The 24,232-nt window shown below is 44.5% G+C and carries 19 protein-coding genes; 8 read left to right on the top strand and 11 right to left on the bottom strand.

The features are described from left to right. Nucleotides 1–250 precede the first annotated feature (250 nt). A complete protein-coding gene (locus tag AC51G0_RS18890; RefSeq protein WP_496303195.1) occupies nt 251–658 on the bottom strand; it encodes a DUF4345 family protein in 408 nt (135 codons plus the stop codon). A gap of 10 nt (nt 659–668) precedes the next feature. Next, a complete protein-coding gene (locus AC51G0_RS18885; protein ID WP_496303194.1) occupies nt 669–1,328 on the bottom strand; it encodes a TetR/AcrR family transcriptional regulator in 660 nt (219 codons plus the stop codon). A gap of 728 nt (nt 1,329–2,056) precedes the next feature. On the opposite strand from AC51G0_RS18885, the gene AC51G0_RS18880 reads away from it, so the two are divergent. Both AC51G0_RS18880 and AC51G0_RS18875 read left to right on the top strand, forming a co-directional pair. Further along, nucleotides 2,057–3,544, top strand: a complete 1,488-nt coding sequence (locus AC51G0_RS18880) for a BCCT family transporter (RefSeq protein ID WP_496303193.1) — start codon at nt 2,057–2,059, stop codon at nt 3,542–3,544. Between the two features lie 499 nt (nt 3,545–4,043). Next, complete coding sequence (locus AC51G0_RS18875; protein WP_496303192.1) at nt 4,044–5,549, top strand: hypothetical protein; 1,506 nt, start codon at nt 4,044–4,046, stop codon at nt 5,547–5,549. On the opposite strand, the gene AC51G0_RS18870 is transcribed toward AC51G0_RS18875, so the two are convergent. Further along, nucleotides 5,542–6,719, bottom strand: a protein-coding gene (locus AC51G0_RS18870) for an IS3 family transposase (RefSeq protein WP_496303191.1) whose coding sequence is annotated in 2 segments (ribosomal slippage) — nt 5,542–6,461 and nt 6,461–6,719 — 1,179 coding nt in all. Because the reading frame shifts where the segments join, the coding sequence is not laid out codon by codon here. The genes AC51G0_RS18875 and AC51G0_RS18870 overlap by 8 nt on opposite strands. A 61-nt stretch (nt 6,720–6,780) precedes the next feature. Here AC51G0_RS18870 and AC51G0_RS18865 point away from each other — a divergent pair. Beyond that, nucleotides 6,781–8,214 (top strand): UvrD-helicase domain-containing protein, encoded by a 1,434-nt coding sequence (locus AC51G0_RS18865; protein ID WP_496303190.1) that lies wholly within the window; start codon nt 6,781–6,783, stop codon nt 8,212–8,214. 536 nt (nt 8,215–8,750) lie between these two features. Here AC51G0_RS18865 and gcvP read toward each other — a convergent pair. The 3 genes from gcvP to AC51G0_RS18850 form a co-directional block, all read right to left on the bottom strand. Further along, a complete protein-coding gene (gcvP, locus tag AC51G0_RS18860; RefSeq protein ID WP_496303189.1) occupies nt 8,751–11,630 on the bottom strand; it encodes an aminomethyl-transferring glycine dehydrogenase in 2,880 nt (959 codons plus the stop codon). 128 nt (nt 11,631–11,758) lie between these two features. Further along, nucleotides 11,759–12,139 carry a glycine cleavage system protein GcvH gene (gene gcvH, locus AC51G0_RS18855; RefSeq protein ID WP_075767617.1) on the bottom strand — a complete coding sequence of 127 codons (381 nt, stop codon included), beginning with the start codon at nt 12,137–12,139 and terminating at the stop codon, nt 11,759–11,761. Between the two features lie 109 nt (nt 12,140–12,248). After that, nucleotides 12,249–13,544, bottom strand: a complete 1,296-nt coding sequence (locus tag AC51G0_RS18850; protein WP_496303188.1) for a serine hydroxymethyltransferase — start codon at nt 13,542–13,544, stop codon at nt 12,249–12,251. A gap of 574 nt (nt 13,545–14,118) precedes the next feature. On the opposite strand from AC51G0_RS18850, the gene AC51G0_RS18845 reads away from it, so the two are divergent. The 3 genes from AC51G0_RS18845 (at nt 14,119) to AC51G0_RS18835 (ending at nt 16,623) form a co-directional block, all read left to right on the top strand. Continuing rightward, nucleotides 14,119–14,754 (top strand): helix-turn-helix domain-containing protein, encoded by a 636-nt coding sequence (locus tag AC51G0_RS18845; RefSeq protein WP_496303187.1) that lies wholly within the window; start codon nt 14,119–14,121, stop codon nt 14,752–14,754. A gap of 333 nt (nt 14,755–15,087) precedes the next feature. Then, the gene (gene gcvT / locus AC51G0_RS18840) at nt 15,088–16,206 is read left to right on the top strand and encodes a glycine cleavage system aminomethyltransferase GcvT (RefSeq protein ID WP_496303186.1); all 1,119 of its coding nucleotides are present in this window, start codon (nt 15,088–15,090) and stop codon (nt 16,204–16,206) included. 141 nt (nt 16,207–16,347) lie between these two features. Next, a complete protein-coding gene (locus AC51G0_RS18835) occupies nt 16,348–16,623 on the top strand; it encodes a hypothetical protein (protein ID WP_496303185.1) in 276 nt (91 codons plus the stop codon). A 47-nt stretch (nt 16,624–16,670) separates the two neighbouring features. Here the strand turns inward: AC51G0_RS18835 and AC51G0_RS18830 are convergent, their stop codons facing one another. The 3 genes from AC51G0_RS18830 to pdsR form a co-directional block, all read right to left on the bottom strand. Beyond that, complete coding sequence (locus AC51G0_RS18830) at nt 16,671–17,288, bottom strand: hypothetical protein (RefSeq protein WP_496303184.1); 618 nt, start codon at nt 17,286–17,288, stop codon at nt 16,671–16,673. Between the two features lie 724 nt (nt 17,289–18,012). Then, nucleotides 18,013–20,187, bottom strand: a complete 2,175-nt coding sequence (gene pdsS / locus AC51G0_RS18825; protein ID WP_496303183.1) for a proteobacterial dedicated sortase system histidine kinase — start codon at nt 20,185–20,187, stop codon at nt 18,013–18,015. An 18-nt stretch (nt 20,188–20,205) separates the two neighbouring features. Beyond that, nucleotides 20,206–20,892 (bottom strand): proteobacterial dedicated sortase system response regulator, encoded by a 687-nt coding sequence (pdsR, locus tag AC51G0_RS18820; RefSeq protein ID WP_496303182.1) that lies wholly within the window; start codon nt 20,890–20,892, stop codon nt 20,206–20,208. Nucleotides 20,893–21,141: 249 nt separating this feature from the next. Between pdsR and pdsO the strand changes: the two genes are divergently transcribed. Beyond that, a complete protein-coding gene (gene pdsO, locus AC51G0_RS18815; RefSeq protein WP_496303181.1) occupies nt 21,142–21,927 on the top strand; it encodes a sortase-associated OmpA-like protein PdsO in 786 nt (261 codons plus the stop codon). A gap of 15 nt (nt 21,928–21,942) precedes the next feature. Further along, nucleotides 21,943–22,128 (top strand): hypothetical protein, encoded by a 186-nt coding sequence (locus AC51G0_RS18810; RefSeq protein ID WP_496303180.1) that lies wholly within the window; start codon nt 21,943–21,945, stop codon nt 22,126–22,128. A gap of 138 nt (nt 22,129–22,266) precedes the next feature. On the opposite strand, the gene AC51G0_RS18805 is transcribed toward AC51G0_RS18810, so the two are convergent. Both AC51G0_RS18805 and AC51G0_RS18800 read right to left on the bottom strand, forming a co-directional pair. Beyond that, on the bottom strand, nt 22,267–23,205 hold the full coding sequence (locus AC51G0_RS18805; protein WP_496303179.1) for a chemotaxis protein CheV: 939 nt from the start codon (nt 23,203–23,205) through the stop codon (nt 22,267–22,269). Between the two features lie 149 nt (nt 23,206–23,354). Then, a complete protein-coding gene (locus AC51G0_RS18800; RefSeq protein ID WP_496303178.1) occupies nt 23,355–23,804 on the bottom strand; it encodes a DUF302 domain-containing protein in 450 nt (149 codons plus the stop codon). Between the last annotated feature and the right edge of the window lie 428 nt (nt 23,805–24,232).

Here is a 24,232-nt window from a genome sequence, read left to right as displayed (position 1 = left end):
AGCTCACTAACTCAGCATTGTCCAAAGGCGAGTTACGTCAACTGATTTGTTAACAAGGTTCTGTCCAAAAGTGAGATTTAGCAAGGCTGTTTTCTAAAAGTTTCAAAGTACTGGCAAAAGTTCATTGAAACTCACGTCTACACAAGTAGTCAACTGCGTCTCAAATCCGCACTCTGCATTTTATACAGGTATTAGTATAAAATGCAGAGTAGCGAAATTTATTTATTGAACATAAAATTGAAACGTTCATTCATATAGACAACAAAATAATTATCATACAGATGAAATTTAGAGTTCCTAATATAATCTCTGAATATAGACCTGATATCAGCTCTTTACATACTTTGCCATCAATTCTAAGTGATACTACTCTACCAAAGGCATAACCTAAGAATGTTATAGTAGCAATTACAAATGACCAAAACTCTACAGTAGGGATAAATATCCCAAGTAGAATAATGACACCTGATAGAAATAATTGTGATCCTGCGGATCTCATTTCATTGTATATATCTGATTTATGTTCAAGTTTTACATCAGAATTCTGGGAGTATCTTGTAAGGCATAATGATGAAATTGGTTTAACCAATCTATTCAATCCCGCATAACATAATAATAATCCTGATAGCGCTAAAACTACAATATTGATAATTTCCATATAATGATCCCTAAATGGTTTTGTCGTCTATTAACAAACCTCTAAGAAATATTTCTATTGAGGCAGTAACATCTTCTTCGAAGTTGGGTTTCATGATTTTAAAATCATCGTGTTCATATATTTTTTTTATAGACTCGTTTTGAAAGTTTGCTGCCCAAAAATTGGATGTGATTGCAAAATTAGAATTTATTAACTGGAAAGCTTTACTTAGTTCTAGGGATGGATAAATCTTTATGATTTCTATAGCTACTTGAAGTAATAAATCCTTAGACATAGCTTTAAATTTTAATAGTTGATCATATGAGCTGTTTCTTTCTAACGATAAAAAAAGAAGTGGTATCAGGTCTAAGAAATTGGGGTACTTTAAATATGAGTCTACCCATGTTTTCGCAAATATCGCGTAAGATTCGTTTTCATTAAGTCCTCTTAGCTCCAATATATAATGCTTTTGCCACGTCTTAAACATTTCTCCAAATATATTCAAAAAAATATCTTCTTTTGATTTGAAATATCTATACATATTAGATTTAGTAAAGCAGGCTTCCTTTGCAATCATGTTGAAACTAACATTATCATAACCGTGCTTTTTAAAAAGACGCAAGGTAGCTTCAAATATTTCCATTTTTCTTAAGTCTTTTTGTTTATCAGTTGTTGCTCTTCGCCAATCCATATTATTCCCCAAACGACACTTAAGAGACCGGTTGTCTTTAGTGTTGTCATGTTAAGTGACCAGTGGTCTCTTTGTCAAGGGGTGATGAGTCTTTATCCACGAGATGGGCTTATAAATATATTCTGAAGGCGCAAAAAATAAGACTACTTTGGTGCTAAATAGAATTGTTTAACTAGCAGAACCTGAAACTCATCGAGGACACACACAACGGTATCGTTCGAGTGTGTGTCATTAGCTCCCAAATACACACCAGACGCCAATTATTCAAAGGTAGACAGTAGGCATCGTTGATCAGGTAAGCGTGAACCCCAACTAATAGCACTACTTCCCATACCTCAAGTAATCTGCTTAAAGCTAAATTAGCAAAATCCCTGATACATATTTGTCTAAGAAGTAGGCTAGGGCAGTTCAATCAAGCATTTATGTCCCAAAGTTAGTTAGCAAACAAACTGAGGCAGTAATTCCTCATAGTGCTTTGCTATATGTAACCAGTTTAGGCAATGGAGTGCAAAATCCGCATCCAATGCTACAGTCGTTATGAGTTCGTGTTAAGCGAGTAGCGGCGTGATTAAGAGCAAAAGTAACGGGTCAACTCTCGCTTTTTGCATATAGTAATTGGTGGAGCATGGGTTATAGAAAGCCTGATATTAGCCTGATGCAAAAGGCAATACTTGCTCCTGTGAAGCTCTGGTAACGTTTTTAATTGGTCAGCACCGAAAGGAATGCTCATGTTCAAGAATCCAATCCTTCTGCTCTCATTGTCTTTAACCGGTGGAATCGCACTGTGGGGTATTGCTGACACGGCTGGTTTGACGGAATTTTCTTCGACGGTGGTCGGGATCATGTTCAATAGTCGAGGTTGGTTCATCATGCTGACCGCCTGCCTGCTGGTGTACCTGTGTATCTGGTTAGCCTTTTCCAAGTACGGGAGCATAAGGCTGGGCAAGGATGACGACAGGCCCGAGTTTTCCACCGTGAGCTGGCTGACGATGCTCTTTGCCGCAGGTATGGGAGTGGGTCTTCTTTATTTTGGTAGTGCCGAACCTCTGTTCCACTATAAATCCTTTCTACCTAACATGAGCCAACCAGACGCGGCACAGAATGCACTTTTTGCCACGGACTTCCATTGGGGGTTCCATGCCTGGGCCATCTACGCCACCGTTGGCCTTATCATTGCCTATTTCAGTTTCCGTAAGGGAACACCTAATCTTATCAGTGCTCCCATCCGGCATGTCTTCGGCGATCGAGGCTGGCCGAAGTGGGTGGGCGGCTTCAGTGACCTCATGGCGATCACCGCGATCGCCATCGGTGTGGGCGGTTCCATCGCCATTGGCGTTTTCCAGGTTCAGGCCGGCGTGGAGTCTCTGTTCGGGTTGGAAAAATCGGGAATGACCATCAGCTTGATTATTTTTGGGATGCTGATCATCGCTTACCTCGGCCCACTGACGGTTGACCTTGGCAAGGGGATGGCAGTGCTCTCTAACACCGCCATGGTCATCGCGGGCTGTCTGATGTTCTTCGTCATCCTCGCCGGCCCCACCCATTACATTATGGGTGGGATCATGGGAGGGGCTGGCGAATATTTCTCAAGAGTCCTGACACAGGGTTTCCATACTCTGACCTTTTATGATGAGGTTGCGGGTAACTGGTTTCAATCCTGGACCCTCACCTATATGGTGTGGTGGCTGGCCTGGTCGCCGTTCGTGGGCGTATTCATCGCTCGTATTTCAAAGGGTAGGACCATCAAGGAATTTATCCTCGGAGTGGTTCTAGTGCCGTCAATTTTCTCGATCTTTTGGTTCGGCGTTTTTGGTAGTGTCGGGTTTTATGGGGTATTGGTAACGGATGTGGCAATCCTGGATGTGATTGACAATCACATCGATAGCACCACATTTTTTGTCCTCGATAAGTTACCGTTTTCCGATCTGACAATCGGTGCAACTGTTATCGCAGCCTTCCTCTTCGTGGTGACGAGCGTAGTCAGTGCGGCGTTTGTACTCTCCATGTTTTCCAGTGGTGGTGATCTCAATCCATCCACGAAGACTAAACTGGTTTGGGGGGTGATTCTGGGAGCGCTTGGGTTGGTGATGATTTTCTCCAACAGCATCGCTGCCGTCAAAAGCATCATCGCATTGGGTGCCTTGCCGTTCGTTTACATAGTTTTGCTGATCGCAGTCTGTTTTATCAAAGAGCTACGAAAGGAGACCTTCAAATGACGCTGCAATTAGTGGATACCTTACTTAATGTTAACGTTTTTATATTCGTCGGCGTCCTTATCTGGCTGTTTCTCAAAAAAGATTCCTAAAGAACGTAGGGTTAGATCTTTCTGTTTGCATAAAGTGATATGTTGCGATCATTGATCACAGATAACTAAGATGGAAACTTACCAGCTTTCTAAATCAACCATTTGGAATACTCATTAAAAATAACCAAGTTGGAAACTCCAGCGCTTCATGGCAAATGAAGCTAGCAGGTTTGGTTAACTAAGTTGGAAACTCGCTCCTCATAGAACTCTCTTTTTAGAGTAATTACTCAGTTCGTAAAACCCGAACCGTACTTTGCGAACCGCATTTTACGAACTGCCAATTCTTACTAAACAAGCGAATTAAATCGTAATCTGTCTCGTATTTGTCAAAGAGAATAGAAGAACAATTGTAAAAAGTAGAGTTACGCCGTATCTTATTGATGTGTAAGCTTATATTGAGAACGGACGATATGGCATTAGAAGCAGGTGGGTATGCAGAAAAGCTTGGTAACAGGTACGAGGCTAACTGGATTGCGTATCAGTTATTACAGCTGTTACAAGAAAAGATAAATTATGTGGTTGTAGAGCCTATTGGAGATGATGAAGTTGGAGTCGACTTGGTTATCGGTAATAATGATGGCTCATACGAACACCATCAATGCAAAGCAAGCTCTGGCAATAGCGAGTACTGGCATTTATCTAAACTCCACAGCTCCAACATTTTAAAAAATGCTAGTTTCCAAATAGATAGAGGTGCTACAGAGTTTCACTTGGTTTCACCACTTTCGAGTCGGATAATTAGCGATTTATGTGAAAGTGCGTTGAACAGCAATACAATGCCGTTTGACTTCCTCGAATATCAAGTAAAACAAAGCAAAGAACGGGAAAAGTGCTTCAGCTCAGTATGTGAATACCTTGGCTTATGTGTTGAATCAGAAGAAGATGTTGGCAAAGCTATGCTGTTTTTGCAGCGCTTTAAGATTATCCGTTATGATCTGAATAAGCATAACCTGAGCGAATTAGAAGATAGGGCTTCTTCTTTGTTCAGTGGTAGCAGTACCAAGTTAGTCCAGTTCCTTAAATATTATCCAGTCGAATACAATAAGCTACGCAATAAGATTACTGCGAATCATCTACTACATGATCTGAAAAAAGCTGGATTTGTTGCTAGGGGGATTCCCGAAGATGAACGAATACTTTCAGTTATTGAGAACCTATCCAAAGAGTTTGATGAATCAATTCAGCCATTCTTAATATGCAATCAGCTTATTAATCGGAAGGAGTTGGACTACATCATCGAATCGTTAGTAGAAAACCCCGTGACTCTACTCAGAGCAGAAGCTGGAGTTGGTAAAAGTTCATTACTCCTCGAACTTCATAATTATCTTCGTGAGATAGGGGCAATCAGCGTGCCAGTGAGGCTTGATCGACGTAATCCAGAAAGTAACCTAGATGCATATGGGAGAGCATTGGGTTTCCCTTACTCGCCACCTTTCAGTTTAAGTGCGTTATCAAAACATAGCAAAGTAGTGATTATATTAGATCAACTTGATGCTATCCGATGGACTGGAGCCCACTCGAATGTAGCTTTGCACATATGCCAGGAGTTAGTTAGGCAAACAATTGCTCTACGTAAAGAGGGGGCTGACATATCAATCGTCTTGGCTTCGAGGGATTTCGAGCTAAATGAAGATATCGCCTTATCAAGTTGGCTAGATAATATTTCGGAATCACTACATGAAGTTACCTTATCTTTATTAGATGAAGAAAAAGTAGATGCGCTTGTATCGCCATTTGAGAAGTACTCGCTGCTTCCTTCTGTCAAGAAGGAGATTCTTAAGATACCGTTATGGCTTGGGATATACCTAACTATTGCACATCGAACACAGACCGCCCCTAGTTTTAATAACAAATTAGAGCTGGTTAAGAATTTTTGGGACGATCGATTAAGTCAAATAAATGAAGTGGTCAACTAAAATTGGCCACGGCTTTGTATTCAAGCCAGTATCTTCGTTCTGACTCGTTTGGGGTTAAACCGCCGTTGTACTGATGCGGTCTGGTTTGGCTGTAGTAGCCAACAATATAATCTGTGATTGAGTGTTTAGCTTCGGTAAAGCCTCGATAGCCTAACTTTGGCACCCATTCAGTTTTCAAGCTTCTGAAGAAGCGCTCCATTGGACTATTATCCCAGCAATTTCCTCGACGACTCATACTCTGAGTTATCTGATAACGCCAAAGCTGCTGTCGGTATTTACGGCTAGTGTAGTGGCATCCTTGATCTGAATGGAACATGAGTCCTTTGGGCTTACCTCGCAACTCAAAAGCCATGCGTAATGCCTTACTAGTCAAGTTACTATCAGGCGAGTTCGACATTGCCCAACCAACAGGTTTTCTAGCAAACAAATCCATAACAACAGCTAAATATGCCCAACGATGGCCTGTCCAAATATATGTCACATCACCACACCAGATTTGATTCGGCTCTGTAACAGCAAATTGCCTGTCGAGTATGTTTGGTATTGCAACATGCTCTTTGTTTGCTTTCCTGTATGAATGATTTGGTAGCTGGCAACTGAACAATTCGAGTTTTTTCATCAGTTTACCAGCACGATAACGACTCAAAGGTATTCCACGAGCTGTGACGATTTCCGCAATACTTCTCGCTCCCGCAGAACCATTACTATCCTCGTGAGCTGTGCGGACTTCACTGAGAACTTTTACATGCTCAGGCAGAATACTGTTAGGCCGTTTTAGCCAATATTTGTAACTACTCCGATGAACACTGAACACGTTGCAAATTAGCTTAACTGCATGGCTCTCTTTGAGTTTCTCGATCAACGAGAATTGTTCAGGGAGTCTGACATCAAGAGAGCGGTAGCCTTTTTTAATATCGTATTTTCTTCTTCTATCCGTCGAATTTTCTTTTCTAACTCACGGATTTTTAGTTGTTCAGGTGTCATTGGTGTGGCTTTCGGAGATTTACCATTTTGTTCATCTCGTAGCTGACGAACCCATTTATCCATGGTCGATTTACCAACTCCCATAGCTTCGGCTGCATCTTTTACGCTGTAGCCTTGGTCAACCACCAATTGGGCAGCTTCTAATCTGAACTCAGGACTAAAAGTTGGACGTGTTTTCTTTGTCATTAGATCACCTGTTAACTATTGAGGTCATAATATCACCTCTAATCAGGTGGCCAAATTAACTATGCCACTTCATGCTGGCGTAGCTTCCATCAAGCAAAAACTAACAGAACTACAAATTGGTAAAGATAGGTATTTAGTTGAAACTATAAGTAGCTTTTGTCAGCGATATGTACATTCATTTTGTCTCAGTGCCGAAATACCCCAACAAGGGGGGAATAGTAAACTAGATCAAGGTTACCACTCATTCATCATTGACAAAGCGAATGCAATTTTTGGTTTACCTATAGTTCAGAAAGTGCTCAGTTCATCTTATGATGGACTTTTTGTTGATGAGTATCAAGATTGCTCATTAGCGCAGCATTTGGTGATTCTATCTCTGTCAAAATGTATGCCTACTCGGCTATTGGGAGACCCACTACAGGGAATATTTGGCTTCAAAGAGCAGTTGGTCGATTTCGACAAAGACCTATCAGGTTTTGAATCGGTTGCTGAACTTGAGACTCCATTTCGGTGGCGAAAAGAGGGAAACAATAGTGCCCTAGGGGACATTATTAAGAGCTATAGAGTGCCACTTTCCAAGTCAGAACCCATAAACTGTGAAATGAATACGAAAGCTGGCTTTTATGTCATAAAAGTTAATGAAGGTGATCTTAATAGAAAAGATAGTAATTATAGGAAACGACTTTCGGGCTTGATCGCTAATGAAAACTCTAATCCAGATTTCGACAATCTCCTGATAATCACTCCCGAGTATATGGAAGAGAAAAATGGAAACATGATAAAACGGGGAGGTATTAAGGATCGGCTTGATATCTTAAGTAAAGTCGACTTAACTAAGTCCGTACATTTGCTTGAAGCGATTGATGATAAGGCTTTTTATCGTCTAGCTACAGAAATCGATAGCTGTATCGAGTCAGTAAAACGTTCCCATAAACCTAAGAAGAAAATATTCAATATATTGTGTAGTCTTTTTCACAAGACTAGCCCTATGAATACTAAGAACAAAGGGCTTAGAGATTGGTTTAGTGTGCAATCTTCTTCGTCTCAAGAAGACTTTAAGATCAAAAATAAGCAAGGGGTAGAGAAAGAACTGTCTCTCAGACTAAATGCTAAAATCGCGACACTACTAGAGACTCCTAACTCAGAATCATTTTACAACTTGTTTCAGTTCCTTCGATATGACTTGCGCTTGAGAATTGTCAGACGCATGGACTTGGTTAATTCCATTGTAAAGTCGTTGAAGAGCTCTTGCCGCCAAGGTATTACTGTACACGAAGCTATGCTTCAACATAAAAATTTTATTCGTAGGAACGGTAGGAAAGCCGAAGGAAAATGTATCGGTACCACCCTGCTTACGAAAGGGTTAGAGTTTGATACTGTTGCAATTCTAGATGCCCATAAGTTCGATTGCCCCAAGAATTTTTATGTAGCGTTGACTCGGTGTTGTAAGAACTTAGTGATCTTTACTTGCTCTAATACCATATTTGAGAAGTGAAGCCTGCAATAGACTGCTGTGAAAAATATGCCTGATTCTCTCTTGTTACTCAGCTCTTTGTATTTCATAGGGTGTAGCACGAACAGGGTCATGCCCTCTATGGATGCGCTTACTTGTTCTTCACTTTAGGCCTTTCACAGCAATTTGTAACTCTTAACATTGATGGCAGCATGTTCTTTTAGTTCTATTCGAGAGCACCAGTGCATGATGTATAGAAATGAATCAGATCGGCTGAAGATATAGAAAAGGCGAACCAAATGGTTCGCCTTTTGTTTTTCAAGTTAGTTTCCAACTTAGTTATCGGTTTCCAACTCGGTTATCACAGTTTCCAACTTGGTTATCTGTGATCAATCATGAATAATTGAAAATCTGATAGTGGCTTTATCTAGCAACAGTAGACGGATGAGGAAATGGTGCATATAGAAAAGGCGAACCAAATGGTTCGCCTTTTGTTATTCAAGTTAGTTTCCAACTTAGTTATCGGTTTCCAACTCGGTTATCACAGTTTCCAACTTGGTTATCTGTGATCATAGACCTTAGTCTTCCATGTAGTTCTCAATACCCGGGCAAGAACATATTAGGTTACGGTCACCAAATACGTTATCAACCCGGTTAACCGTCGGCCAGTACTTGGCGTCCTTGGTTTGATTTGATGGGAAACAACCTAGCTCACGGCTGTAGCTGCGGTTCCATTCAACCTCCATCAGATCTGCCTGAGTGTGCGGAGCGTTGACTAGTGGGTTGTCTTTCAGATCCCACTCGCCATCTTGAACACGGGCGATCTCGTGGCGGATAGCAATCATCGCGTCACAGAAGCGATCCAGCTCTGCAATGTCTTCAGACTCTGTTGGCTCGATCATGAGTGTACCGGCAACAGGGAATGACATTGTTGGTGCGTGGAAGCCATAGTCCATCAGACGCTTCGCTACGTCTTCCTCAGAGATGCCAGAAGCTTCTTTGACTGGACGAATGTCGATAATACATTCGTGGGCAATACGGCCGTGTGTACCGCGGTATAGTACCGGGTAGTGAGGGCGTAGACGCTCCATTACGTAGTTCGCGTTCAGGATAGCCAGCTTAGTTGCTTCAGTCAGGCCTTCTTCGCCCATCAGCGCAATGTATGCGTATGAGATAGGTAGGATAGAGGCTGAACCTAGCTCAGCTGCAGATACAGCGTACTGAGGCTTGTCGCTTTCTGAGCTTTCAGTGTGGCCTGGTAGGAATGGTGCCAGGTGAGATTTAACACCGATAGGACCCATACCCGGACCGCCGCCACCGTGTGGGATACAGAAAGTTTTGTGCAGGTTCAGGTGTGATACGTCTGAGCCAATGAAGCCTGGGCTAGTCAGACCAACCTGTGCATTCATGTTGGCACCATCCAGGTAAACCTGACCACCAGCTTCGTGTACCAGCTCACACACTTCCTGAACGGCTTCTTCATATACACCGTGGGTAGAAGGGTAGGTGATCATGATGCACGACAGGTTGTCGCGGTGTTTCTCGATCTTCGCTTTCAGATCTTCAACGTCGATGTTACCTAGGTCATCACAGCCAACAACCACAACTTTCATTGATACCATGGCAGCAGAAGCAGGGTTAGTACCGTGCGCTGAGCTTGGGATCAAACATACGTTACGGTGCGTATCGCCGTTAGACTCGTGGTAGCGCTGAATCGCAATCAGACCTGCGTATTCACCCTGGGCACCTGAGTTAGGCTGCAGCGAGAATGCATCGTAGCCTGTTACTGAACACAGCATTTCAGAGAACTTCTCGGCAAGCTCAGCATAGCCTTTCGCCTGATCAGCAGGAGCAAATGGGTGCAGAGAACCGAACTCAGGCCAGGTTACCGGGATCATCTCTGCTGCAGCATTTAGCTTCATGGTACAGCTGCCTAGCGGGATCATGCCGTGAGTCAGCGAGTAGTCTTTGTTTTCCAGCTTCTTCATGTAACGCATCATCTGCGTTTCACTGTGATGCTCACTGAAGACTGGGTGAGTCAGGTACTTGCTGGTACGACGGCAGCTCTCTGGGATAGCCGCAAACTCATCAGCCGCGATATCAGCAGTAAACATAGACGCCTGAAGCTTGTCGCCGCTGAATAGGGCTAGCAGCTCTTCGATGTCTTCAACTTTGGTGGTTTCATCAACGCTGATACCTAGTTGTACATCGTACTTACGCAGGTTGATACCGGCATCAAGTGCTTTTCTGTAGAATTCGTTGGTTTTCTTGCCAGTGTTTAGCGTGATGGTGTCGAAGAAGGTGTCATGAGCCAGTTCGATACCAGAGTTGCGCAGGCCTGCAGCAAGAATTGCAGTTAGGTGGTGAACACGGCGGCCGATTTTACGTAGGCCTTCAGGGCCGTGGTAAAGGGCATAGAATGCTGCCATGTTTGCCAGTAGTGCCTGGGCAGTACAGATGTTTGATGTCGCTTTCTCACGACGGATGTGCTGCTCACGTGTCTGCATTGCCATACGTAGCGCTTGGTTATCTTTGGAATCTTTCGATACACCGATAACACGGCCAGGCATAGTACGCTTGTGCTTGTCTTTAGTCGCCATGAAGCCCGCGTGCGGACCACCGAAGCCCATTGGGACACCAAAGCGCTGGGCACTACCGATAACAACGTCTGCGCCCATTTCGCCAGGTGATTTCAGTAGCGTTAGTGCCAGAAGATCTGATGCAACAGCAACCAGTGTTTTCTTCGCGTGTGCCTTGTCGATAGTTTCAGTTAGGTCAACCACCTTACCGCTGGTGCCTGGGTACTGGACTAGGGCGCCGAATACATCGTGGTTGTCCAGCTCGTCGATAGAGCCTGTAATGATTTCAATGCCGATGTAGCCAGCACGGGTACGAACAACGTCTACTGTCTGTGGGTGTAGGTCGTTCGATACAAAGAATGCTTTGCTCTTGTTCTTACCAGCACGCTGACACAGTGTCATGGCTTCTGCTGCAGCCGTTGCTTCATCAAGCAGCGAAGCATTCGCTAGCTCCATGCCAGTTAGATCCATGATCATCTGCTGATAGTTAAGCAGTGATTCAAGGCGACCTTGAGAAATCTCTGGCTGGTAAGGGGTATACGCTGTGTACCAACCTGGATTTTCCAGGACGTTACGCAGAATAACGTTTGGCGTAAAGGTGTTGTAGTAACCCTGACCGATAAAACTGCGGTTGATGATATTTTTGCTTGCGATTGCTTTAAGCGCGGCAAGCATATCTGATTCGCTTTGTGGCTGGTCTAACTTCATTGGTTCTGGCAGACGAATTGCTGCCGGGACGGTTTCTTCAATCAGCTGGTCAACGCTTGCAACGCCGATAGCTTCCAGCATGATTTTTTGTTGTGCTGAATCCGGGCCATTATGACGACCTGCGAATTCCTTATCGTCACTTAATGCATTTAGAAGAGTCATGTCGGTCATGGTTCTTTCCTGAACAGTTACTACCTATTACATCTGAGCATGATGCAATAGTGGGAAGTCATCGAGAGTAGGTTGAAAACGGCTTTTAAGCTGGAAATTTATCTCGGTACTTAAAAGCCGATATTCAATTAGTCTTCGTCGATAGACGCTAGGTATTTCTCGCCGTCGATTAGCTTGCTTAGCTCTTCAACATCTGCAACTTTGATTTTAGCAATCCAGCCGCCTTCGTACGGTTCTTCGTTAATCAGCTCAGGGCTGTCTTCCAGCTCTTCGTTGATTTCAACAATTTCACCTGTTACTGGCGCATAGATGTCTGAGGCTGCTTTTACAGATTCTACTAGAGAGAAAGACTCACCAGCTTCTGTTGAATCACCTACTTCTGGAAGATCAACGAATACAACGTCACCTAGTAGACCCTGAGCGTGGTTAGAGATACCCATAGTGATAGTGCCGTCACCGTTGTCGCGTACCCACTCATGGCTTTCAGCGAACTTCAATGTATTTTCCATTTTAACTCCTTGCGCAATGCTTCCGCAGATTTTGTTTATTTTTCAGGCCCGTATAAAAAGGCATCGGGCCACAGATTTTCGGTTTGTATCAATCAATAATCGTAGAGGATTACTGGTATAGCGGGAAACGGCTGCACAGTTTCTGTACTTGCTGTTTCACACGCTGCTCAACTTCACTGTTGTCTTCTGGGTTGGCAACAAGACCGTCAAGTACGTCACCAATCCACTCACCAATTTGCTTGAACTCTTCGGCACCGAAACCACGGCTGGTACCAGCCGGTGTACCAAGGCGGATGCCTGAAGTAACCATAGGCTTTTCTGGATCGAATGGGATACCATTCTTGTTACAAGTAATACCTGCACGCTCCAGTGCTTCTTCTGTTTGGTTGCCTTTCAGGCCCTTAGGACGAAGGTCAACCAGCATTAGATGAGTATCTGTACCATCAGTAACAATATCGCAACCGCGAGCTTGCAGGACTTCTGCTAACACTTTCGCGTTGTTGATCACATTTTTGATGTACAGTTTGAATTCTGGCTCTAGGGCTTCACCCAGAGCAACGGCTTTACCAGCAATAACATGCATCAACGGACCACCCTGAAGGCCAGGGAATACTGCTGAGTTGATTTTCTTGTTGATGTCTTCGTGGTTGGTCAGGATCATGCCGCCACGTGGACCACGTAGTGTTTTGTGGGTTGTAGTGGTAACTACATGAGCATGCGGAATCGGGTTAGGGTGCTCACCTGCTGCAATTAGGCCGGCAATGTGCGCCATATCAACCATTAGGTATGCGCCTACTTCATCGGCGATTGCACGGAACTTGGCGAAATCAATTTTACGCGGAATGGCTGAGCCACCGGCGATGATCATTTTTGGCTGGCTTTCGATAGCAAGCTCACGAACTTGCTCGTAGTCGATTTCGCAATTTTCTTCGCTTACACCGTATTGAACCGCATTGAACCACTTGCCGGAAAGGGCAGGGCGAGCACCGTGAGTTAAGTGACCACCAGCATCCAGAGACATGCCTAGGATAGTGTCGCCTGGCTGAAGTAGCGCAAGCATAACTGCACCATTTGCCTGGGCGCCAGAGTGTGGCTGAACATTCACGTACTCGCACTGGAAAAGTTGTTTGGCACGAGCAATGGCAATTTTTTCAACTTCGTCGACATGTTCACAGCCACCGTAGTAACGGCGACCAGCATAGCCTTCGGCGTATTTATTGGTTAAACAGCTTCCTTGTGCTTGCATAACCGCTTTAGAAACGATGTTTTCAGAGGCGATCAGTTCGATCTGCTGGTTTTGGCGGGTTAGTTCTGCCGCGATACCTGCGTTGACTGCTCCGTCCACCTGAGCAAGGTTGGTGGAGAAGAACATTTCTAAATCGTGGTTTTGGTATGAAGCTTTCATTTCACGTTATCCTCAAGTGCGCCCTAGTGGGTGTTCCATTGTCCAGAGCCATTGGCTGTTTTGTTGTTATGGATAATGTCTGCAGCTTTTGCCTCAATCAGACGAAAATTTAACTGTGTTTTCCTAACTGACCCTAACAACTGCGTAACATACCCTTCTATTTTTAGCCGATCAAACGGAAATTTCCAATAGTGTAACATCGTTCACTTTAGTGTCACGCATTCTAAGCAAACGTTTGCGTCTTGTCATGTGGATTTCGAGTTTAAGGCCGATTTTTTAGTCATTTTTAAGAAGGGGAGCATGGTTGCGAATTGGTTAAGTAAGTTAACAAACCCAGTTGCTGTAAGGGTTTTGCAACAATTTCACAAACGCGCTATTGTTGGACAAAAGGGTGTGCTGCAATACAATTCTTGACCCTTGGAGTGGTGAAAAATGCAGCGAAAAAATAAAAGTTTCCAAAAGGAAACTTTGTTTCAAATATGATGCACAGGTCAAACTTTTTTATTGGTATGACTTTTAAGTTTCCGATCGGCTATGCCAAAATGAAGTATCAGTAGTACCAAGGAGGGATGTAATGAGTGACGAACAACAGTTGGATACCTATCCATCGATGACGGTAGCGAAAGAACAGGGTACCGACAAGGACGAAAAAATCGAGCCGCTGAAACTCGGCAAACGATTAAAGGAAATCAGGATGGCCCACGGGCTGACACTGGAAGAAGCCAGTAAGCGAACAGGGCTGGCCCGTTCAACGCTGTCTAAGATAGAGAATGAGCAGATTTCTCCGACTTTCCAGGCGATGCAAAAGCTTGCTGGTGGGTTAGAAATTGATATTCCACAGCTTTTTGCACCACCAAAGCAAATAAAGGCAACGGGCCGCAGAGATATTACCCGACAGGATGAAGGCAAACCGCACCCGACAACAACGTATGAGCACGAGTTGCTGGCAACGCAGCTGACCAAGAAAAAGATGATGCCGTTCAAATCGCGGGTACGGGCTCGCCAGTTTGAAGATTATTCAGATTGGATCCGCCATGATGGCGAAGAGTTCTTGCTGGTGCTCTCTGGGGATATCACTTTCTTCTCTGAATTCTATGAGCCGGTGAAGCTGAGCGAAGGCGACTCGGTATATTACGACGCAACGATGGGCCATATGCTGGTCTCTGTCAGCAAAGATGATGCCCACATCCTTTGGGTGACAGCATCGTGACACTAAGGGGCTGGTAATTATTTGGTAGTGAGTAAAGGTGTGTTTTGCTTTGCCTGCAGCGATATGCCCTGTGGGCAGCTAACAACAGACAAAGAGCTATACCGGCTATTAACAATGGCAAAGTGGTAACACTTCTGTCGCCGAGCGAGAGGTTCTGGAAATGACTGTAAACTCAGGCACGAGAAAATAATTTGCGCCTATGTGGAATTCTGTGATGTAGCGCAGTTTGAACTTGAAGAAACTTTGTTTACTATAGGAAACCTAGATTAACATAGTCGCAACAAGTGATATGGATAATAGCCGCATTGCTCGCGGTTCACGGAGTATAAACGTATGTCCCAAGAATTACTGGTAACACCTCTGCACGCTCTTCATGTTGAGATGGGCGCGAAAATGGTTCCTTTTGCTGGCTATGACATGCCTGTTCAATACGCATTAGGTGTTCGCAAAGAACATATCCACTGTCGTGAAGCAGCAGGTTTGTTTGATGTTTCACATATGGGTCAGCTTCGCCTTCATGGCGCCAATGCAGCGAAAGCTCTGGAAGCCCTAGTTCCTGTCGATATAATTGATCTGCCAGCAGGTAAGCAGCGTTATGCATTCTTCACTAACGAGCAGGGCGGAATTTTAGATGATCTGATGGTTACCAACTTTGGTGACCACCTATTTGTTGTAGTAAATGCAGCATGTAAAGATCAAGATATTGCTCACATCAAAGCGCACCTACCTGAAGATGTTGAGATGGAGCTGATTGATGACCGTGCACTGCTTGCCTTGCAGGGGCCTAAAGCGGCTGAAGTACTGGCTCGTCTGAACCCTGCTGTAAGCGATATGCTGTTCATGGACGCAGTTTCTATTGAACTGCTTGGCGCTGAGTGCCTGGTAAGCCGTTCGGGCTATACCGGTGAAGACGGTTACGAAATTTCTGTACCGGCTGACAAAGCTGATGCACTAGCACGTGAACTACTGGCGAACACTGAAGTTGAGTGGATCGGTCTGGGCGCTCGTGACTCTCTACGTCTAGAGTGTGGCCTGTGCTTGTACGGTAATGATATCGACACAACGACAACGCCTGTAGAAGCAAGCCTGCTATGGGGTATCAGCAAGCCTCGTCGTGCTGACGGTGAGCGTGCCGGTGGTTTCCCTGGTGCTGATTTAATTCTTGAACAGATTCAGACCAAAGATGTTTCGCGCAAGCGTGTTGGTTTGCTTGGCCAGTCTAAAGCACCAGTTCGAGATGGCAGCAAGCTATTTGATGCCGATGACAATGAAATTGGTATTGTAACCAGCGGTACATTTGGCCCAACCAAAGGTGCACCGGTTGCAATGGCTTACGTTCAGACAGATCTGGCTAAGATTGGAACTGAAGTCTTTGCTGAAGTCCGTGGTAAGAAACTACCTATGACGGTTGAGAAGATGCCGTTTGTGCCACAGAACTACTACCGTGGTTAGTCATAACAATTAATTCTGATTCCCTGCTATTGTTTTTTTAAGGAGCCTCTGGCTCCTTTTTTTATTGAGTGTCTCATTAATAAGTTGGCATTGTTACAAGGGATCAACTTCACTTAAGAGGGCAAAACTACCTTGGAGTGAATGATGATGAAACTAAGTGCATTACTTGCTGCTGGTGCTGTTTTACTGGTTATGGCACCGGCGTATTCTGAAACATTGCTAATGTCATACGAAGAATACATGGATCGTTGCCAAAATACGTATGGTGAAGATAAGGTAACCAAAAGCGTCTGTGAATCTCAGTATCATGCTATCGAGAAAAAAGAGCAGGAGCTGATGGCACAGGTAAATGGTAAAGATGAAAAGGCGTGGTTAACAGAATTACCGCAAAGTCATCAGGCCGATACTATAGAATAACTGTTGGTTGGTAAGATTGTACTGGTTTGATGTTGGTTTTAGCGGTACTAATTTTCTAGTGCAATAACGGGTTTGGGTTTTAGGGCCTTATTGAGCCATGTACTAAAGGCTGTGCAGGGCTGGTTGTGAGCTATTAATGTGTTTTGCTGCCCCCCGATTACGGATAATAATTTTTCTTCCGCTTTCATCTTGGCAATTCCTCTCTCCTCGGTATTGAAATAGTTCAATATGGGGGATGTCACTGTGCTATCGATTTCCTGCAAATTATCATAGCAGCGGTTAATCGCGACAATATCTACAAATAGCTCCTTTGCCTGACTCATATCGTCGACGACAACCCTATTTGAATAGATATCTAATAAACGATCCCACTTTTTTGCTGCAAGCAAGCCCATCGCAACATATTCTGGGCTAAGGTACGTTTCGAGCAGTGCTTTTTCGTAGTCATCTCTAACCTGGTTTTGGTTAATATCTTCACCGTAAAGGTTGCTGTTCTCTGTATCGAAATAGAGCGGTAGTTCAATGGTACTGACTTTCCATTCAGCTAATAGTTCGAGGGCATTGAACTGATTGAATGGCAGATTAATCTCTTTACTATCAGTTGGGTAGTGGCCTGTATCAGAGGTTGTAGTGAGTAAAGGCAATAGTAATAATAACGCTTTCATTCTTCCAGGGGTAATGAGTGATAAATAGTTGAATATTAATGGCGCTTCACTTTTTACTGTTCAAGTTAATTAGATTAACAATGCGAGTGATAATAAGAAAAACCGTGAAACAAATGTAGCTGTAGATGATCTACCTGATAAAAATCAAATTGTTACAAGGCCATTAACGCTTCTGGGATGTTGTTCAGGTTGGATTTAGCCTTCAGCGGTAGTATCAATCCTGTAATCTAAATAGAGGAAGGCATATTGGACACCATTATTAGTTTGTTATTTGTTTTAGTTAGTGTTTATACGGTAATCAGTGTAGTCCGCGCGTTCAGCAAAAAATTGGATTTTACACATTCTTCTGCTGCAGGCATTGAAGGTGCTCTCGTTGAGCCGGGTAGCTTGTATTGCCGTGCCTCGAGCCGGGCCAAACTAATTAATGGATAATAATGGGACTGTATGTCGACGAATTCACATTCTCCAGCTGCTGTTAGCGGGCTCAAGGTCTTCGGAAAATGTACCCTTACCGGGTATGTATGGCTCTTAGCACGATAACACGAGGTGGGATCATGAGTGGCCCTGAGCAGAGATCTTGGTGGCTACAAATTGGATAGTTTATGCAAGACATGCTGTTTGAAGTGCTGCTAGCAATAGCAGCCATTATGATTGCTATAGGGCTGTTTTCGGCAGTTGTGATGGCATAAAAGAAAAAAGCACCAGTTGGTGCTCTTTTATTAGGTTAATTTTCTAAAATTTCTCTTGGTAGCGTAATCACTACCTCTACACCTTTACGATCGACTCGGTTTTTTAATTGAATTTTACCCTGATGATACTCAGTGATCAGCCTGGCTATAAATAAGCCTAGGCCAAGGTGTGGCTTGGTTTGCTTATGCTGGCTTCGAACCGATACCATCGAGTTGAGGAGTTGGTCCGACATGTTATCGGGCAGTAATGGCCCGTAGTTACTTACCGTCAAAATGGCTGATGGGCCATGTTGGCTCAAAGAGACCTCGATAGCATCCTGATCCTTGCTGAAATCTTCTGCATTGGCGATCAGTTTGTCTAGCAGCTGGGCAAGGTAGTCGGGGGCACCGTAAATGAAGGTATCCGCCTTTCCTGTTTTAACATCAAAAGCCTGATGGGGATAAGCCATTTGGTAGCCCTGCATACAGCCTGCCACAAGTTCATTGAGCGGGAATTGTTCTTTCTCTGCCCCCTGCAGGCTTTGCTCGATGCGTGTTGCCTCAGTCATGCTTGAAAGGATAGTGCTCAACCGCTGTACCCCGTCCTGTGCCCGGGCAATATAGCGCTGTGAGTCTTCATCTTGATTTTGCATCGATAGGTTTTCTATTGATGACCGAACGACAGCAACTGGCGTTCTTAGCTCGTGCGACAGGCGGGAGGAGAGGTTTTCCAGGTAGTGATTGTATTGCCCCAACCGGCCAACCATGGAGGCTAAACTACGTGATAGATCACCAATTTCATCGGTATCTTGTGTGGGTGAAATAGGCTGTTGGATTCGCCCCTGGCTATCAATGGCCAGCTCGGCTTCATCACGTAAACGACGAATACGGGACGAGATTTTTGATGCAAACAAGAACAAAGTGATGGTACCAATAGCAATAATGGCCAAAATGGCATTGAACAGCTGTTCAAGCGCCCGGTTTCTCAGGGTTTGAATCCCCGTTGTCGACTCTTCGGCAATCACAGCTCCCATGACATTGTCACCCAGCCAAATAGGATAGGCTGCTGCGAGGATCATGGCTTTGCCATCTTCCGACTGACGCCAGTGGGAATAGCCCCGGCCATTCAGGGCCTGTGATACATGCACTCCTTTAACCAGAGCAGCATCTTTGAGGGAATCTTCAAACTTGGCAGGCTCGGAGATAAGAAAGCGATAATAAAGCGGATGGAGAATTTTTTTCTCAATAGCCGACCACCATGAACCATCAGCATCAGCGTATTTGACTGATGATGACCAGACCCCATTTGACTGTTGGATATCTCCCGTCTGCGCCAGCACTCGCTGGTGGCGGTCAATAACCCAGATCCGAGTACTGGTATGCCCCATACCTTTGAGGATCTTCTCTATTTCCGGTGATGGAACCAACACCGTTCCTAGCCGGTTAAGATGTGATGTGTTGGAGGTGCCGATAATGGTATCGATCTCTCTGTTTAGTGCATTATTGACATCATAAAAAGCAAACCCCAGCTTATTGCCTAGAAAAGAGAGCGGAAGCCTCAGCTCGATGTTGTACCCTTTGTCGGTAGTACGCCAGTAGCCTTGAATTTGTTTTTGCTGGAGCAGACTGGCGGAATCGGTAATGTCGTCGGTAATTTGCCACGCATTTACCCAGCCATCTTCATAGGCTGAAACCACGTAGCGGAAAAATTCCCCGTCAGGGGAGGTCATAGCAATGACCAGGTGATCATTGCGATCGACACGGACTGAATTTTTACGCCGCATAATAGGGCTGTTATCAGCCACTTCAAAGGCAGCATACAGGTAACCATCATATTTCCCGACAATATGGCGGAAGTTGATACTGCTTTTGTTATATGGACGGCGGCTGAACTGTAGGTACTCACGCCCGTAATGCACCATTTTGTCATCATAGTCTGTCCAGTCGTTCAACTGGCCATCAAGGGTGATTGGGCTTTGCAATTCATACGCGTAGAGATCGCGGCCTTTCCTTACTGACTGCAGAAAGCTGGCTTGAGTACTGAACAGCTTTGGGCGCTCGTTCAATGCGGTGGCGACGGCGCGGGTTGTACCGACTAGTGTTTGTTCCTGCCCTTGGCGCAATAGCTTTTCCATTTCAAGAATATACTTATAACCAACCCAGGGCAGGGTTAGCAGGAAGCTTGAAATCAGGATGACTTTGGTTCTAAGACCAATAGGAAGTTTAGGCATTGTATTGATTCACCTCTGCTACGAACCCCATCGGTAGCCCATTCCGTAAACCGTGTTAATACAATCAAAGCTGTCATCATATTGCAGAAACTTTTTTCGGATCCGTTTTACATGGGAAGTAATGGTGCTGTCGTCGACAACAACCTGGGCTTCATCCATTAAGTCATGACGGCTTTTGACATGCCCTGGGCGTTTTGCCAGTGCAAAGACCATCCAGAACTCCGTTACTGTCAGCTCGACCAATTGCTTGTTCCAAAAGATCTGCATTTTGTTTTTATCAATGGTTAGTGCACCACGTTCAATGAGTGTTTCCTGCTCTGTCGGGACGGCAAGCAAATCACTACGACGGAAAAGGGCAGCGATACGCGCCATTAAATGGGGCAGGCTGGTGTCTTTTGTCAGATAGTCATCGGCACCCATTCTCAGGCCACAGACGGTATCAAAATCACTGTCTCTTGCTGTCAGGAAAATGATAGGCACTGTTGGTGACAAGGCACGAAGTGACTGGCATAGCGAAAAGCCGCCGTCGATTTCATCCTGAAGGCCGATATCGATAATGGCGAGATCCGGTAGGTTCTGCTCAAACGCAGCTTGGGCGTCAGGGCGGTTGTCATAACCTTGCACGTTATAGCCATGCTTTTTTAAAACATCGATATAGTTTTCACGAATAGCAGCTTCGTCTTCAACAATGACAATTTTCTTCATGTACTACCTTAGCGGGTGTTTTTAATGGCCTGGGGATGATGATATGTGCTGACTATACAACAAAAAATGACCGAAAAAAGCCAGCAGAAGCGATTGCCATTTTTTTGCCACAATTGATCAGCATATTGCCCTTTTTTGTCCCCGATATTGCCAGAACCAGTTGGTTTAATTACCTCATCGAAACGAAGTCGATACGAAATCGAAACCAAACAACTAGTCAGCACGTTCTAACTGATGAGGAATGACAAAATGAAAAAGCAACTAATCTCGACGCTAATTGCAACCACACTGATGGCTTCAGCTATTGCCCCAGCTACCCAGGCCACTGAAATGCAGCCATCTGAAATCACAACAGGCCAAGATACCCACATCGCAGGCAAAGACGAGCAGTTAATTGGCATGGGATCAGGCGCAGCATTCGGTGCCATTGTTGGTGGTCCGGCTGGAGCGGTCATTGGTGCTATCGTTGGCGGCATAGCTGGTACAGCGATGGGGCAAGAACAATATATCAAGGCACAAGACGAAGACATGGTAGAGCTGGCTGCCCGCAACACCGAACTTGAGCGCATTAGCCAGCGATATAACCAGTCACAAATTGAAATCGCACGTTTACAGCAAGAGTTGATAGAGCAAGGCCTTGAGCGCAGCAGTCTCGAACAGCGTCAGATTGACCTGGCTTTGGAAATGAATGTCCATTTTCGTACCGGTTCAGCCACGATTGAGCCGCATTTTGAAGAGCAGCTTGATGAGTTGGCAGAGCTAATGAAACAGGCCCCTGATGTGAAGTGGGAGTTGTCTGGTTACGCTGACCGCCGGGGCGATAGCCTCAAAAACTACAACCTGTCACAGCGACGTGTTGAGGCGGTTCGAGAGTATTTGGAGCAACGCGGTGTTGAAGGTGAGCAGATCTTTGCGTCGGCGTATGGCGATCTGGAACCACTTAAAGATGAGCAGAATTTTGAAGGTGATTTCTTCGACCGTCGTGTGACTCTGCGTAGCAGTCAGAATCAGGTTCGTACGGCGAACACGCATTAATGGGGTCGATGTAATATGAGCCAAATATCACCAAAAGGAGCACCTGGCTGGGTGCTTCCTTTTCTCATCATTGTGTTATTGACGATGCAGTTAACGGTAAAGGCTGAAGATGTTAAAAATCAGAAGATAGACATCTTACACGGTGAAACGCTACAGGCTTGGAACGAGTTAGAAGCGAGCGCGATTAAGGAGTGTGAGTAATGTTCATGGACGAACAACTATGGCTAACCATCCTGTTACGGATTTCTGTGCTCCATTTGAGTATCGTTTACTGCTAGGGGGCGCGATGTGGATAGAAAAAACTCGCCAGATGGCGAGTTCTTCAAATCAGGTTGACTATCAAAGAATAGCGCGTAATCGATCCTGGACGACTTCAACCAACAGATCAGGCTGAAACTTGGAAATAAACCGGTCGCATCCTACTTTCTTCACCATCGCTTCATTGAAACTACCGCTGAGAGAGGTGTTGAGGGCAACATACAGATCATTCATTCTCGGGTCGTTTCTGATTTCATGCGTTAGCTTGTAGCCGTCCATTTCAGGCATTTCGGCATCGGTGAACATCATCAGGATTTCATCATTGATATTCTTGCCTTCGTCGCACCAACCCTTGAGCAGGTTCAATGCCATTAGGCCGTCGCTGGCTTCAATAATCTGCAGCCCTAACTGTGAAAGGGTATCGCGGATCTGGGCACGAGCTGTAGATGAGTCATCGACAATCAACACTTTTCGGCCATGGAAGTGGTTCACGATATTGTTATCGAGAACTTCTTCGGAGATTTGAATGTCATAGTCAATGATCTCAGCCAGTACCTTTTCGACATCAATGATACTCACCAACCGATCGACACCATCACGTTTTAGCTTGGTGAGGGCAGTTAGGTAGTTATCTCGGCCGACCTGGCTTGGTGGCGGCTGGATATCTCGCCACGTCATATTCTCAATATTCATTACCTGGCCGACAAGGAAAGCCTGTACTGAGCGGTTGTACTCGGTAATGATCATATTGCTTTCACCGTCACGATCTACCGGACGCATACCAATAGCCTGGCGTAGGTCGATAACGGGAATTGACTGGCCGCGGATACTGGCAACACCAGTGATATTAGGGTGTGAGCCAGGAAGAACGTTAAGTCTAGGTAGCTTCACGACCTCTTTGACTTTAAAAACATTGATGGCAAATAGCTGTGAAGAGTTCAGCTGGAAGATAAGTAACTCAAGCCGGTTTTCACCGACAAGCTGGGTACGCTGATCAACAGAATCTAAAATATTGGCCATAATTTGCCCGGCAGCTCACAAAATTATTAAAATTATCATCAAATTATATGTTGTTCGCTGCGTAAAAGTCACGTGTTATATAGCGTTTCCTGATAGCTTGGTAACGGACTGAATGACAACTCTGTGATTGCTATCGCTTTCATACATCATTATTTGGTTGCAGCTGATTGAGCTGTACTGGCGAGCACTTTTTCAATTTTGGCAATGACACTTTCGCAACCGCTAATACTATGTCTTTGTTCCAGGTATCTGGGGTCGTTATAGGAAATCCAGACCTTGGCCATGGCATCTTCCCAGATAAGTACTTTTTGTGGCAAATCTAGCGCAACTTTCTGCTCGCATTTCATCAAACTGCTACCCACCTTGGGGTTGCCGAAGATGATCAACTCGGTGTCTCTGAGAGTTACGCCTGCTTGTTTGGCGGCATCAGAATGTTTCACTCGGTTGAAGATTGTCATTCCTTTACCTTTCAACAGACTAACCATTCGCTGTGAGGTTAGTGAGACACTGAAATCACTGGGAACTTGAATGATGCCATCTGCAGCCAAGGGGGAAGTGGCAAATAACCATAATAGGGTAGCGAGCATTGTTTTTTTCATTTTTGCTTCCTTATTGTCTGTCAAGCATGAAATATCGCTATGTTTAATCTTAAGCCATATAGAGCATTTATTTGTCGCAATTGTGGCCTCTAATTATAAGACAGAATATGTTTTATTATTTCATGGTAATGGTCTCGCCTGAGTGTAATTACGGAAATAAGGATGAAAATCAGGAAAAAATAACTGTTTTAGTGTAATTGCAATAAATTAGTGCCACTTTATAGGTAGGGTTATTGAAAGATAATTATGTAAGTAAGTTTCAATATAAGGCTGTTTAATTATAGATGTAGATTATTGCTTACTTTATTTCGTCTGAAAAATAATCCACTACAGTGTTTCAAATCAAGGAATTTTATCCTGGCTCTGTTACGTTGGAGCGATAACAAAAATGATGATTTTCTCCCAGTCATCCATGAGCGCTGTACCTG

The organism is Photobacterium sp. HL06 (assembly GCF_059552575.1).
Note: the sequence above shows the minus strand (reverse complement) of the source record. Positions and strands in the feature narration are given on the sequence as shown.